This is a genomic window from Bacillus sp. EKM206B (genome assembly GCF_011066015.1).
GTDB classification, from domain to species: domain Bacteria; phylum Bacillota; class Bacilli; order Bacillales; family Bacillaceae; genus Bacillus; species Bacillus velezensis.
This window is the reverse complement of record NZ_JAAMNL010000002.1, coordinates 192,634-206,646: the sequence shown is the minus strand read 5'-3', so window position 1 is coordinate 206,646 and position 14,013 is coordinate 192,634. Positions and strand designations below refer to the sequence as shown.

The following is a 14,013-nucleotide window of genomic DNA, read 5'->3' as shown; positions in this document are numbered from 1 at the left end:
TCCTGTTTTACTTTTTATTCAGCTCAACAATAGCTCTTCCCGCTACTTCGGCGTCATCAAAGTCGAATGTTTCATTGCCGATCTGCTGATAGGTTTCATGCCCTTTCCCGGCAATCAGAACCACATCTCCCTTTTTCGCGTTGGCAATGGCAAAAAAGATAGCCTGCTCGCGGTTTGCGATACTGTGATAGTAAGTGCCTTCTACCCCTCTTTCCATATCTCTTAATATGGCCAGCGGGTCCTCGCTTCTCGGGTTATCTGAAGTGAAAATCGGTTCGTCGGCAATCCGCACCGCAATTTCCGCCATTTTCGGGCGTTTCGTTTTGTCCCGGTCTCCGCCGCAGCCGACGACGACGAAAAGCTTGCCCTCTGTCATGTCTTTACATGTATTCAGGACGTTTTCCAGACTGTCAGGCGTGTGCGCGTAATCGACGACCACAGGAAACGGCTGATTGTGATTCACCAGTTCAAACCGGCCTCTGACACCTTGCAGCTCTTCAAGAGCGCTTGTGATCGTATCAAACGGCAGACCCGCTGCGATCGCTGTCGCCGCTGCAGCCAGTACGTTATACACGTTGAAGCGGCCGACGAGTGAAACCGTGATCTGCTTTGTTCCTTTTGGCGTAACGAGTTCAAAGCTTGTGCCTTGCGCAGAGATCTCGATTTGTTTCGCCATGACATCGGCATCATTCTCGATTCCGTATGTAAGGATGTGCGCCGCCGTCACTTTTTCAAAATAAGCACTGGCTTTGTCATCTGCGTTTAAAACGGCCCGCTTCGGCTTTTCGTGATTAAAGGAGCCGCCCAGCTGGGAAAACAGGAGGCTTTTAGCCTGTCTGTAGTCTTCCATCGTCTTGTGATAATCTAAATGGTCCTGCGTCAGGTTCGTGAATACGGCGATATCATAATCGCAGCCGTGAACCCTGCCGAGTGACAGAGCGTGAGAAGACACTTCCATAATAGCTGTGTCAACATGCTCATCATTCATTTTCTTGAACGTTTTTTGCAGTGTGACGCTTTCGGGCGTTGTATTTTTGACCGGGAATGTCTCATCCCCGATTTTAATGTACATCGTTCCGATTAAACCGGTCTGTCTTCCCGCTTTTTTGAAAATCTCATCAACCATGTGCGTCGTTGATGTTTTGCCGTTTGTGCCGGTGATGCCGATAAGCTGAAGCTGCTTTGTCGGCTGCCCGTAAAACGCGTCAGAAAGAACGCTGAGCGCCCGCTGTGACCGGCGGACAATAATGACAGGAACATCGACGTCAAGCTCTTTCTCGGCAACGATGGCCGCTGCGCCGTTTTCTGCGGCTTTTTGGGCAAAATCATGTCCGTCTACCGTATACCCTTTTATACACACAAAAAGACTCCCTTTTCTCACTTCCCTGGAGTCCATCTCAATTGAAGTTATGTCAGGGTCATGAAAGTCATTTTGAACAGGTTCGGCCATTAAATATGTAAGCAGCTTTGTAAGTTTCATTGTATCAAACCTCTCAGAAATTCTATTCATTCTTTTATCATGATAACCGTTTATAAAAGTCAGAATGGCTTTTAAACATACAGTTCATATTTTAGCGTAAATAAAAGGATACATCCAGTTAATCTTAAAAGTTATCTTCTTTTTTTCTCTTTATGATAAGAGGCAGCCGAAAACAATCGGCTGCCTCAAAAAGACTCATTCTTCACTCAAGTAAACACGGATCTTTGAGCCTTCTTTTACTTTCGTTCCGGCTGCAGGTGATTGTTTCACAATTTTGCTTCCTTTTCCTGAGGAGTCAATATTCAAATTGACAAGCAGCGACTCAAGATCAGAGACAGACATCCCTACAACATTCGGAACCTCTATTGTTTTTGTGTCGTTCCATTGATATTTTTTCTCGATTTGATTTTTTCGCGGTTTCACGCCGAGCTCAGGCAGACTGTCTCTCATCATATTTCCGACAATCGGCGCGGCGACGGTTCCCCCGAATTGAATCGTGCCTTTCGGATTATCAACCGCGACATACACGACAAGGCTCGGGTCATCGGCCGGCGCAAAACCGATAAAAGAGACGATATGGTTGTTTTCGAGATATTTGCCGTCTTTGACCTTTTGTGCGGTACCTGTTTTTCCGCCGACGCGATATCCTTCCACGAAGGCATTCCGCCCCGTTCCCTGAGCGACGACGCTTTCTAAAGCATATCTGATCTGCTTTGACGTTTCCTGGGAAATAACTTGCCTTTTCGCAATCGGCGATTGTTTCTTAACGGTTTTTTTCGTAACGGGATCAACCCACTCTTTGGCGATAAATGGAGTATAAAGCGTTCCGCCGTTTATTGCTGCGGAAACGGCTGCCACCTGCTGAATCGGCGTGACGGAAACCCCTTGTCCGAAAGCGGTTGTCGCCTGTTCGACCGGGCCGACTCTGTCAAGCGGGAATAAGATCCCCGTTCCTTCCCCTTGCAGATCAATGCCTGTTTTCTTTCCAAAGCCGAAGTCCTTAATATATTGAAACAGCTTTTGTTTTCCGAGCCGTTCCCCCAGCTGTACAAACCCGGGGTTGCAGGAATTTTGAACGACTTCAAGATAAGATTGCGAACCGTGGCCGCCCTTTTTCCAGCATCGGAGGCGGGCGCCGTCGACCTCGGCAAAACCTTTGTCATAAAAGTGGTCTCTTTGCAAGTTTACTTTTTGCTCTTGAAGAGCCGCCGCAAGCGTAATAATCTTAAAGGTCGAACCCGGTTCATATGTGCTCCATACCGGCAGGTTCCGGTTGTAAACAGACGGATCCACCGATTGATAGTCAGCCGGATCAAAATCAGGACGGCTTGACATGCCGAGCACTTCCCCGTTTTTCGGATTCATTGCGACCGCAATCATTCCGTCCGGGTTATATTTCGCCGCTGCATTGTCGAGCTCTCTTTCTATAATCGTCTGAACCTTGGCGTCAATCGTCAGTTTCATATCAAGTCCGTCTTTCGGAGGGGTGTAATCATCCGCTTCATCAGGCATTTTCTTCCCCTTGGCATCCGTATAAAATTTCACGGATCCCTTTACACCTTTTAAGTCATCATCATAATAAGCCTCCAAACCGAGAAGACCCTGGTTATCAATACCGGCAAAACCGAGAACATGGGACAAAAAGCTTCCGTACGGATAATGGCGGATGCTGTCTTCAGCCACATAAACCCCTTTTAAGTCGAGCGCTTTGATTTCTTTCGCTTTTTTATTGGAAATTTTCCGCCCCTCGGGTGAGATTTTTTCTATGGAGGTTTTCTTAGTAATATGTTTGTAGACCTTCTCTTCCGACATATTTAAAACTGACGCGAGAAGCTTGCCCGTTTTGATGGGATTTTGGATCTGGCGCGGTACGACAAAGACGGTCGGCGCGCTTTTATTAGTAGCCAGCTTCACGCCGTTTCGGTCAAGAATCTCTCCCCGCTCAGGCTCAAACGGCAAATTCCGGCTCCAGGAATCCTTAGCCAGTGAAGTCAGCTTTTCTCCCATCACAAATTGAACATAGCCTAATCTGCTGTCAATGATCAAAAAAATGATTACGCCAAAAAGCAAAACCAGTAATAAACGTTTTCGAACCGTTACATTTGAAACGCGCAAGGGACCGTCCACTCCTTATTTAGGCTTGTTTCAATTTATGCCTCAGCTTGGACACATAGAACGGCGGCGCATAAAAAAGAAGCCCGCGGGCATCCGCGGACTTCTCTGTCCCGTTAATCAGGATTTTTAAATTTCACCTTGATCACGGTATTTTCTTTCAGTTCTTTGCCTTTTTTCACACTTTGGCTTGAAGCGTAACCTTCACCGCTCACATCAATGTGAATGCCTGATACTTTGCTGAATTGAAGCACTTCCCGCCTCGACCATCCGGACATATCCGGCATCGTCATCTTTCCGTCTGTTTTTAAGAAGATTTTCTGATTGGTGATCACATCTTCTCCGGCTGTCGGATACTGCTCTTTTACGGCAACATCGCTGCCGATGACAATCGGTGTGAGATGTTCATTTTTCGCTTCCTTCTCAGCGCTCTTGACCGTCTTATCTGTCAGGTCAGGCATCTTTTGGCTTTTCGTTTCTTCCTGACCGGAATCTGTTTTTTCCGTCGGTTCGATATTCATGTAGTGGAGGCTGTTTTTCATCGTCGGGTTAAAGATTTCCGCGACAGGATCAGAGCTGCTTTGCCCCGCTTTTAATTGCGGCTGCTGCACGGCTACATAGATGACAAGCTTAGGATCATTTTTCGGCGCCATGCCCATGAATGAAAACACATAGTTGCTCGTTCCTCTTAAATATCCGCCCGTCCCGGCAATTTGTGCGGTTCCCGTTTTACCCGCGACGTCAAATCCTTCAATTTTATAAGGTTTTCCGGTTCCGATGTCTGACGTCACGACTTCTCCGAGCAGATTCCGGACTTTTTTAGCCGTATCGGCTGAAATCGGCGTGCCTGCCTGCTCTGGTTTTGTCTGCTTGACGACTTTTTTCGTATCGGGGTCGACAATATGATCAATGACGTAAGGTTTCATCATTTTGCCGTTATTGGCAATCGCCGTGACGGCCTGAAGCTGCTGGATCGGCGTTATCGCCGATGCTTGGCCGTAAGCCGTAGACGCTTTGTCAAAATCATATTTGTAGTTAATTTTACTTGATACTTCACCGGGCAGATCAATCCCTGTTTTTTGATAGAGCCCGAATTTGTGCAGGTACTCATTAAACCGGTCAAACCCCAGTTTTTCGTTGGCCAGTTTGGCGAAAGCAACATTCGATGACCTCATGAGGCCGTCATGGAAGCTTGTCATACCCCAACCGGCGCCATCGTTCCAATCTTTAACAGGTCCGCCTCCCACTTTATATGTTCCTGATTTATATTTCTCGTTTGCAGAAAACACATTTTCCTGAATCGCCGCGGCAAGCGTAAAGATCTTCATCGTTGAACCCGGTTCATACGCGTACGACACTAAGTCGTTGTAATAATTGGTTACGTTTCTGATATTCGGGTCAAAACTCGGACGCTGCCCCATCGCAAGCACTTTGCCTGTTTTCGGTTCTACGACAGCCGCCATAATTTTTTTCGGTTTATATTTTTCCGCTACTTTCGTCATGCTGTCTTCTAAAAAGGTTTGAATTTTCTGATCAATGGTTAAATATACATTGTCACCGTTTTTAGGTGCGGTGATTTTTTCTTTGCTGTTCGGAAGTTTCCAGCCGGATTTATCACTTTCGTAAGTGACGGATCCGTCGCGTTCCGTCAGATAGTTGTTCAGTATTTTTTCAAGCCCTAAAGAGCCTTGTATCTCGTTTGTTTTTTCATTCACATCGGCATAGCCGAGAACATTTGACAAAAATACACCGTTCGGATAGTAGCGCTTCGTATCTCTTAAGAAAGAAATGCCCGGAAGATTCATTTTTTCGATCTTTTGTTTTTTCGCATAAGAGATATCGCGGCCGGCTGAACCGAATTCCACCTGCTTCGCGCCATCCCTGTTTAAGATGTCCAGAATCTCGCTTTTATCAAGATTGATAACGGTCGCCAGTTTTTCCGCCGTTTTCTCTTTGTCTTTGACATGCTGAGGATGCTTCGGATCACTTGTCATTTTTTTATCAAGCACGGCAATGAGCTTATATGTCGCCGTGTCCTCTGCAAGCACTTTGCCGTTCCGGTCAAGAATAGAGCCGCGGCTCGCTTCTATCGTCCGCTTTTTTTCGTGCTGCTCGGTCGCTTTTGTTGCAAGTTCTACACCGTTTGCTTTACCAGTTAATTGAATGTACGCCATTCTCCCGAGAATGACAAAGAAAAAGAGAGCGAAACAAATACTGAGTATCGCTGCTCCTCTGTTCATAAACTTATTTTTTTTCGGCATGGGTTATCATTCCTGTATGTTTTTCACTTTTTTATCTTTCAGATTCAAACCGTGCTTTTTAGCGATATCCATCAGGCGCTGCGGCTGGCTTAAGTCAGCAGCCGTCTTTTCGAGATCACCGATCTGCTTATTCTTCTCAGATACTTTCTCCTCCAGTTGTTGCACCTCAATATTGGATTGGTACGCCGCGTATGCCTTTGATACGATAAACATTGATGTGGAGAGAACGGCAATGGCAAACAGGACGAGCAGCACCTTTTCCCCGAGTGTAATGGAAGCCCTCTTTTTGACAATCACCTTTTTTTCGGGACTTATCACTGGCCGTTGTTGTTTTTCCTGCTGGTAAGCTAAGTTGCTCATAGGCTGATGACCTCCTTTAATGTTGTCATTTGCTGCCCTTTATATTCGTTTCTCCGCAATGCGGAGCTTCGCTGACCGGGCGCGGTTATTTTCTTCAAGCTCCTCTTTTGATGCCGTAATGGGCTTTCTTGTAATCAGTTTTAATTCCGGTTCAAATTCTTCCGGTATCACAGGAAGACCCGGAGGCAGTTCGGGAAGTGATGATTTTTCCTTGAATGTCGTCTTGCACATTCTGTCTTCCAGCGAGTGAAAAGTGATCACAGACACCCTTCCGCCCGGCTTCAGCACCTCTATCGCTTGCAAGAGGGCCTCTTCAAATACTTGAAGCTCGTCGTTTACGGCGATTCGAATGGCTTGGAATACACGTTTGGCCGGATGACCTCCGCTTCTTCTTGCCGGAGCCGGTATCGCGTCCTTTATTAGATCGACCAGTTGGCCGGTTGTTTGAATAGGCGATTTTTCTCTTGCCTCTTCAATTTTTCGGGCGATCTGCTTGCTGAATTTTTCTTCTCCGTATTTAAAGAAAATCCTCACAAGGTCCTCATACCGCCATTCATTTACGACTTCTTTCGCCGTAAGGGCGGCCGACTGGTCCATCCTCATGTCCAGCGGTGCGTCATGATGATAGCTGAATCCCCGTTCCGGTGTATCAAGCTGCGGAGAGGATACTCCTAAATCAAATAGAATTCCGTCGACACTCGTAATGCCGTGTTCATGTAAACACTCTTTTAAATAACGAAAGTTGCTTTTCACCAGAATAAGCTGTCCTTTGTATTCGGACAATGTTTTCTTTGCGTTTTCAAGTGCCGTGTCATCTTGATCAAAGGCGATCAAGCGTCCTTTTTCCGATAATTGCTGCAATAAATATGTACTGTGCCCGGCGCCGCCAAGGGTGCAGTCCACATAGGTTCCGTCCGGTTTGATATTTAAACCGTCGACGGTTTCACGAAGAAGTACTGTCTTATGCTGAAACATTTGTGTCGGTCCCACCTTTATCAGGAATGAATTGAATTGTCAGTTGTTGTTGTGATGCACGAAGATCCATTATATATCAAATCCAATCATGTTTTCAGCAATTTCAGCGAATGAATCTTCTTGCTCTTCTGTGTATTGTTCCCATATTACCTTACTCCACAATTCAATTCGATTGGAAACCCCGATGACAACACATTCTTTTTCCAGTTTTGCGTAATTCAGAAGAGATGACGCAATATTAACCCTTCCCTGCTTGTCCAGTTCGCATTCGGTCGCACCGGAAAAAAAGAATCGGGTAAATGCGCGGGCGTCTTTTTTGGTGAGCGGCAGAGCCTTCAGCTTTTCTTCAATCAGCTTCCATTCATTCATCGGATAGCCGAAAAGGCATTGGTCAAGTCCTCTTGTCAGCACAAACTGCTCACCGAGGCCTTCTCTGAATTTTGCGGGTACGATCATGCGGCCCTTTGCATCAACAGTATGCCGGTATTCACCCATAAACATGATAAGGACCCCCACTTTCTCCCCTAAACTCACCACTATCCGCCACTTCTCTCCACAACCTCATTTTACACTGTTTACACATAAAAAAAAACCCTGAACTATTCAGGGTTCTTTAAAACTTTATTTCAAAGTTTGACAATCTGATGTTGGTTTTGAAAAGAAAATGGCAGATGTTTGAAGGTTGTGAAGAATTTTGGACCGTAGCGGTTCAGATAATACATCACATTCCAAATCCGTTCCTGCGGAGCGCCGAGCGGTCTGATGCTGTTTTGGATTCTTTCATAGTCACGCAGCACAAAACCTTCTTTTTCTTCAATTCTTTTCGTTACCGTCCGTTCTAAAAACAAGAGCTGATCTTGAATGAAGGCGGCATTCTTCTGTAAGAGCGGCTCAAGGCTTGAATCGACCTTCAGCGCTTCGTCCCTTGCGCGTTTATGGACAGCTTCAATCTGCGACTTCGCCTGTTCCATTACAGAAGAAAACTCTTCCGGAATCTGCTCTTCAAAATAAGTGTCTTTCAGGTGTCCGGTGCCGTGTTCGATCGCTTCCTGAAGCGGGATATTCCGTTCTGAAAGCTTCTTTTCAATATGGCGCTCAAGAATCGTAATGTTCAGTCTCGGCATTACCGGGGTCATGCGAAAGCCCATTAATGAGAAAGCCCGCTTCAGCTCACCCCAATAATTGATCTCCCCCGGTCCCGCGATAAACGCCAGAGTCGGGATGAGAAACTCCTGCATAAGCGGCCTTGTCACAACGTTATTGCTGAAACATTCCGGTTTTTCTTCCATATGGGTATGAAGCTCGTCGTTCGTCCACTTCAGGTCAAGCTCCTTAATGACAAAAACGCCGTTTTCTTTTTCAATTAAGAAACGCTCTCCCTCATGTTCGTAAAACAGATTGGCCTGATCTTTGTCCGATTCAATAATCGGGTGATAACCGGCTTCCCGCATAAGACGCTGCTGGTCTGACACGGCTTTGGCAAGCTCATGATTGTGTTTTAAAATCTGCTGAAACATACCCGTTTCCAGCTTTTTAATCCCCGGATCTCCCGAATTCATCAGAATAAGGCCTTCTTCTTGAAACAAGTCGGCGATCAACAGCTCAAAAAAGTCCGTGAATGTCTCTGATGAGCGTAAACATCGCTTCACGTTTTGAAGGAGTGTGTTTGTGTGATCCGTCTCCTCAAAAGCAGCGAACACTTCATCAATCCAAGCCGCGCATTTTTCCTGATCAAGCTCGGTTTTAGCCGCCGATGTTTTTTTCCAGTACGACTGCGGCAGTTTCTGTTTCACCGGACCTTTATTCTCTGTTGACGTATGCACAAAATTGATTTCTTCCAGATCGTGATCTTCACCCGCCACCCAGAAAATCGGAACGACAGGAATCTGCAACGCCTCTTCCTGCTGTCTGGCAAGTACGATAATGGAGATAATTTTATGTATGGTGTAAAGAGGCCCCGTTAAAAGACCGGCCTGCTGGCCGCCTACTACCGCTGCGCTTTTTGGATCTCTCAGTTTTTCGATGGAGGCCTGCATGGCGGCGGAGTGAAATTTTTCGTGATAGGAGGATAAATAATCCGCTAATTCTTCTCTGGCAAACGGCCGCGAAGACAAGTCGTGAAGCCGCTTTTGCCATACGTCCTCTGAATGAATATCATAATCAAAAAATGAAGACATGTTTTCTCCATCTATATAGTGCTGCACAAACTTATTTTGACTTTTGATGGAAAGTTCAGTTAGCTGCATCTGTCTGGAACTTCCTTTCTCCAATAAATAGTTAGGTTTCCGAAATGAGTATAGCATGTTACCGGAAAACCTCAAAAGACTTTGTTTCAGTTTCTTTCTAACGCTTTTATGCTGCGGTGTAAAAACGGGAGATGAACGGCCGGCAATCCGCGGCTTTCCGCTTCTTTTACAAGGTAGCCGATAATCGTATCGGCCTCTGTCCGCCTGCCTGCCATGATATCGACGAGCATGGAAGAATGATTTTTTTCCGTCAGTCTGCAAACTTCGCAAACCTTGTTCCACGCTTTTTCTCTATCGGCGAGGCCAAGTATTGTCTCCGCTTCTTCAAACACGTTTCTCATATATTTTTTGTAAGCGTCATTTCTTAACAGCTCTCCGTTTTTCACGCGCAGCAATGCAGTTAACGGGTTGATGCATACATTTATGATCAGTTTTCCCGTTAACAGCCGATACCAGTCGTTCTCATCATATACGGGAAAATCCCGGTGCATGCCGGAAAAGATGCTTTGGAGCGTTTCCGGCCGGGATGCGCTGAATACACTCCATCTTACGGCTCCCGCTCCCGTATGTTCAACGGCATGATCTGATATCTTTTTTGCTCCGTGCTCAACTGTGCCGACATAAAGCGAATGATCCGTATGCCAATCTTTAATGTCGTGTATGTGTCCCATGCCGTTTTGCAAAAACAGCACATTCGTCCCTTTTATCGTCTCAAGATCCCGCAACACAGCACTTAGCTGGTGCTGTTTAACGGCTGCGATTAAGAGGTCGAATCCGGAAGTGAGGCCGGTTTGCGCTCTGCATGCCGCCGTACATTCTATTCCGTCTTTCAAAAGCCGTATACCGCCTGAGTTAATCGCATCAGCCTGCTCCGTCCGCCGCGTAATGACCGTTACCTGATGGCGGGACGATAAGTAGTAAGCACATAAAAGGCCTACCGCTCCGCCGCCGATAATTCCGATTTTCACACTGTCACACCCTATATCTGCATTTTTCCATATTATCATAGCAGAAGCCGCCGCAAATTACTTCAATTTCGCTTTGAGCAAAAAGACTGGCAAGCATATTATAGTTGGAATTTTCAATTAAAGCGTTTACAATAATGATAGAACACAACAAAGGGGGAGTTTGTGTTGAAAATAGAGCGACTGCTCATCAACTTTAAGACACTCGAAGAATTTAAAAGGTTTAAGGAATACGGGATGCAGGAGCTGTCGATGCTTGAAGATCTTCAGGATAATATCATTGAAAATGACAGCACCTCGCCTTTTTACGGGATTTACTTCGGGGATAAACTAGTGGCGAGAATGAGTTTATATCAGGTAAACGGAGGCGCGAATCCGTATTTTGACCACCGTCAGGACTTTTTGGAACTTTGGAAGCTTGAGGTTCTTCCGGGCTATCAAAACAACGGATACGGAAAAGCGCTTGTTGATTTTGCAAAATCCTTCAGAATGCCGATCAGGACAAATTCACGCATGAAATCAGCAGATTTCTGGGATAAGATGAATTTTGAGCCCGTTAAATATGATATGGCGCGTGATAAAGGAGAAAATCCTTATATCTGGCATCCCGATATGGACGGTGAAATGACATCCGGAGAAACGGCATAATAAAAAACCGGCGGGGCGCCGCCCCCAGGCCGGTTCATTTTACAGGCTCTGCGCCGATTTTCTGTCGTCTTCTTTTGAATTGACCATCCTTCTCGCTCTGTCCATAATGTCAATTAACGCTTTATAATCTTCTTCCGTCATCTCCAGCTTGTTTCTCAAGCTTTCATTTTCCTCACGCAGATCCTCGACTTCTTTTTGCAGCGCGGTCAGCTGTTCTGTGAGTTTTTCTTTTTCATGACGCATATCCGCTGCGGCTGGCGACTCTTTAAATTGCTGCAGAAACAAAATGACATCATCAATGGACAGCTCTTTTTCTCCTTCAGCCCTGCGGATCGGAGGCTGTTTGACGGTTCCCGGCAGATTGGCGGAATGCACCCCGATCTGCTTTCTTAATTCCTTCCGCTGTTTTTTCGCCAGTTCTATCCCTGACTGATATTGTTTTCTGACATAAGAATTCCATCTGAACCCGCAGGCGGCAGCCGTTCTCGTCAGCGCTCTGCCGACTTCTTCAAAAGCGGAAAGCTGGGTCCCGCCTTCCCGAATATGCCTGAGCACCACTTCGGCCAGCAGCAAATCTTCATCTTGCGTCCACGCGTCTTGTCTCGTTATCGTCAATCGTATCTCCCTCCATATTTGCTCATTTACCTCATACATATGCCGCTGATAGATTAGATAGACTACTGGGGCTCACAATTTTTTCGGCGGAAGCAGGCCGGAGGGGCAAAAAAAAGAAAAGCGCAGGAACCGAGATTCCCGCGCTTTTCTTCATACATTAATTGCTTTTAACATTTATGTCTTTGCCGTTGTATGATCCGCATGCTTTACATACACGGTGAGACAATTTCATCTCTCCGCATGACGGGCATTCTGTCATACCAGGTACATTTAGTTTGAAATGTGTACGGCGCAATCTTTTTTTCATTTTAGAAGTTCTTCTAAAAGGTACAGCCATTATTCCCACCTCCTTAAAGAGTTAAGATTCATCATCTTGTGTTAAGAGCTTTTTCAGATCCGCAAGTCTGGGGTCGATTTGATTTTTCTTGTCTTCCTCAGAAATCACTTGCCAATCCTTCCCCACTTGGGGAGCGGCTCCTTCTTTTTGTTCAGTTTCACAAAAGACTTGCATAGGAATTTCTAAAAGAATCTCTTCTTTTATGATCGGAGTTAAGTCGACGGTATCGTCTTCAGCAAAATGAACGTCCTCATCTTCTATATCATCCGACTTATGAAATCTAAACAGTTCTTTTGTCGCGATTGTAAATGGATACGGCACATCAACTAAAGTTCTTGAGCACGGCAAAACCATTTCGCCTGAAATCGTAAAGTCAAACGAAACTTGCTTGGATTCAATCTCCGCGCGGCCCTTCACCCGGACGGGAGAAATGCGGCGGATGTCAGAATTCAATTTTGTCAGCTCATTTAACTCAACTGTTTCATCAAATTCAAAGCTCTTTTTCGCGATTTGATGAAGCTGATAAATCGTCCATTTCATTTGTATCACCTCAGGAAAGCAACAAACATGATTATAGCTTTTCAGAATGTTTTTGTCAATATTTTTTCTTTACAGCATAATGCCGCCGTCATGCAATCGTTGACAGCCGGATAGGCTATGCATACACTAAACGAAACGGACTAAAATATGCACTTCATTTGCAAATGTACCACACGAAGCAAAACATAGCAAGAAAGGCGGGACAAATATGAAAGCAGTCGGCCTGGTTGTTGAATATAATCCCTTTCATAACGGACACCGCTATCATGCGGAACAAGCAAAAATCAAAACGGACAGCAGCGTCGCGGCGGCGGTGATGAGCGGCCCTTTTTTGCAGCGCGGGGAACCGGCCGCCGTCTCAAAGTGGGCCCGGACAAAAATGGCGCTGGAAAACGGCGTGGATATCGTCATTGAGCTCCCTTATATATATGCCGTACAAAAAGCGGAATTATTCGCGCGCGGCAGCGTTTCGCTTCTTCATCATTTAGGATGCAGCAGCTTGTTTTTCGGCAGCGAAAACGGGCGGATCGAATCCTTTCTTGAAGCGTCTGAAGCGTTCAGCCGAAAGGAAGATGACTGCAGCCTGATTCTGAAAGAGGAGCTGAAAAAGGGTCTCAGCTATCCGGCCGCCGCCTCAAAAGCTTTTTCACACATATTCAAAGGGCGGGACATGCTCGATTTGTCCAAGCCGAACAATATTCTCGGTTTTCACTACGTTAGAGCCATACACACCTCCGGTTCCGCTATGAAGCCTTATACGACAGCCAGAATCGCTTCCCAATATCATGACGCCGAGCTTCCCGGAGATAACAGCCGGATAGCCAGCGCAACAAGCATCCGGAAAGCGCTGATAGAAAAAGGAACGGCGGCCGTAAGGAGCTTTCTCCCGGAAGCGTCTGCGCGTGAGCTGGAGGCATACAGAAATTCATACGGCATATGGCACAGCACGGAAGACTATTTTTCATATGTAAAATACAGCCTCAGCACTCTTTCCGCTGAAGAATTGAGCCGAATCTATGAAGTGGAAGAAGGCCTTGAGCACAGAATTCTGCGCACCATCAGACAAACCCGATCCTATCGCGAAATGATGGAACGATTGAAAACAAAACGATACACGTGGACGAGGCTGCAGCGGATGAACACGCACATTCTGACACGGACGAAAAAAGAAGACATGCATCGGCTCTTGCAGCCTTCAAGCGCTCCTTATATCCGTCTTCTCGGAATGACGAAAAAAGGACAGGCGTACCTGTCGGCAAAGAAAAAAGAGCTTACCGCACCTCTCGTCAGCAAGCTCTCTTCTTTCTCTCATCCCGCTCTGGATCTGGACATACTGGCGGGACGGGTTTACAGCCTGCCGATAAACGAACCTGAACGCACATTGTTTGAGAAACAGGAATTTTCACAAGCGCCGATCCGCTATGATGAAGACGAAAAGCGTTTTTTGAATGCGTAAAAAAAGCACCTGTCTGTA

General features: G+C 46.1%; 13 protein-coding genes. 2 read left to right on the top strand and 11 right to left on the bottom strand.

Annotation, left to right across the window (positions count from 1 at the left end; translation table 11 throughout):
* Positions 1 to 7: 7 nt before the first annotated feature.
* The 8 genes from G9F50_RS04175 to G9F50_RS04140 form a co-directional block, all read right to left on the bottom strand.
* Positions 8 to 1,480, bottom strand: coding sequence for a UDP-N-acetylmuramoyl-L-alanyl-D-glutamate--2,6-diaminopimelate ligase (locus G9F50_RS04175; RefSeq protein WP_003154436.1), 1,473 nt, complete (start codon positions 1,478 to 1,480; stop codon positions 8 to 10).
* Between the two features lie 195 nt (positions 1,481 to 1,675).
* Positions 1,676 to 3,595, bottom strand: coding sequence for a stage V sporulation protein D (locus tag G9F50_RS04170; RefSeq protein WP_003154438.1), 1,920 nt, complete (start codon positions 3,593 to 3,595; stop codon positions 1,676 to 1,678).
* Positions 3,596 to 3,708: 113 nt separating this feature from the next.
* Positions 3,709 to 5,853: a penicillin-binding protein 2B gene (gene pbpB / locus G9F50_RS04165; RefSeq protein ID WP_060561722.1), complete on the bottom strand. Its 2,145-nt coding sequence runs from the start codon at positions 5,851 to 5,853 to the stop codon at positions 3,709 to 3,711.
* A gap of 6 nt (positions 5,854 to 5,859) precedes the next feature.
* Positions 5,860 to 6,213, bottom strand: coding sequence for a cell division protein FtsL (ftsL, locus tag G9F50_RS04160; RefSeq protein ID WP_015239815.1), 354 nt, complete (start codon positions 6,211 to 6,213; stop codon positions 5,860 to 5,862).
* 39 nt (positions 6,214 to 6,252) lie between these two features.
* Positions 6,253 to 7,188 carry a 16S rRNA (cytosine(1402)-N(4))-methyltransferase RsmH gene (gene rsmH / locus G9F50_RS04155; protein ID WP_060561723.1) on the bottom strand — a complete coding sequence of 312 codons (936 nt, stop codon included), beginning with the start codon at positions 7,186 to 7,188 and terminating at the stop codon, positions 6,253 to 6,255.
* 69 nt (positions 7,189 to 7,257) lie between these two features.
* Positions 7,258 to 7,689, bottom strand: coding sequence for a division/cell wall cluster transcriptional repressor MraZ (gene mraZ, locus G9F50_RS04150; RefSeq protein WP_007409703.1), 432 nt, complete (start codon positions 7,687 to 7,689; stop codon positions 7,258 to 7,260).
* A gap of 125 nt (positions 7,690 to 7,814) precedes the next feature.
* A complete protein-coding gene (bshC, locus tag G9F50_RS04145; protein ID WP_015239813.1) occupies positions 7,815 to 9,434 on the bottom strand; it encodes a bacillithiol biosynthesis cysteine-adding enzyme BshC in 1,620 nt (539 codons plus the stop codon).
* 86 nt (positions 9,435 to 9,520) lie between these two features.
* On the bottom strand, positions 9,521 to 10,402 hold the full coding sequence (locus tag G9F50_RS04140) for a 2-dehydropantoate 2-reductase (protein WP_060561724.1): 882 nt from the start codon (positions 10,400 to 10,402) through the stop codon (positions 9,521 to 9,523).
* 162 nt (positions 10,403 to 10,564) lie between these two features.
* Between G9F50_RS04140 and G9F50_RS04135 the strand changes: the two genes are divergently transcribed.
* Positions 10,565 to 11,047 (top strand): N-acetyltransferase, encoded by a 483-nt coding sequence (locus G9F50_RS04135; protein ID WP_007409700.1) that lies wholly within the window; start codon positions 10,565 to 10,567, stop codon positions 11,045 to 11,047.
* A gap of 39 nt (positions 11,048 to 11,086) precedes the next feature.
* Here G9F50_RS04135 and gerR read toward each other — a convergent pair whose 3' ends face one another.
* The 3 genes from gerR to G9F50_RS04120 form a co-directional block, all read right to left on the bottom strand.
* Positions 11,087 to 11,662, bottom strand: a complete 576-nt coding sequence (gene gerR / locus G9F50_RS04130; RefSeq protein ID WP_015239811.1) for a sporulation-specific transcriptional regulator GerR — start codon at positions 11,660 to 11,662, stop codon at positions 11,087 to 11,089.
* Between the two features lie 157 nt (positions 11,663 to 11,819).
* Entirely contained in the window at positions 11,820 to 11,999 is a 180-nt protein-coding gene (rpmF, locus tag G9F50_RS04125; protein ID WP_003154457.1) for a 50S ribosomal protein L32, read from the bottom strand.
* Positions 12,000 to 12,020: 21 nt separating this feature from the next.
* Positions 12,021 to 12,539, bottom strand: a complete 519-nt coding sequence (locus tag G9F50_RS04120; protein ID WP_012117495.1) for a YceD family protein — start codon at positions 12,537 to 12,539, stop codon at positions 12,021 to 12,023.
* 208 nt (positions 12,540 to 12,747) lie between these two features.
* Between G9F50_RS04120 and G9F50_RS04115 the strand changes: the two genes are divergently transcribed.
* Complete coding sequence (locus G9F50_RS04115) at positions 12,748 to 13,995, top strand: nucleotidyltransferase (protein WP_060561725.1); 1,248 nt, start codon at positions 12,748 to 12,750, stop codon at positions 13,993 to 13,995.
* The last annotated feature ends 18 nt before the right edge of the window (positions 13,996 to 14,013 follow it).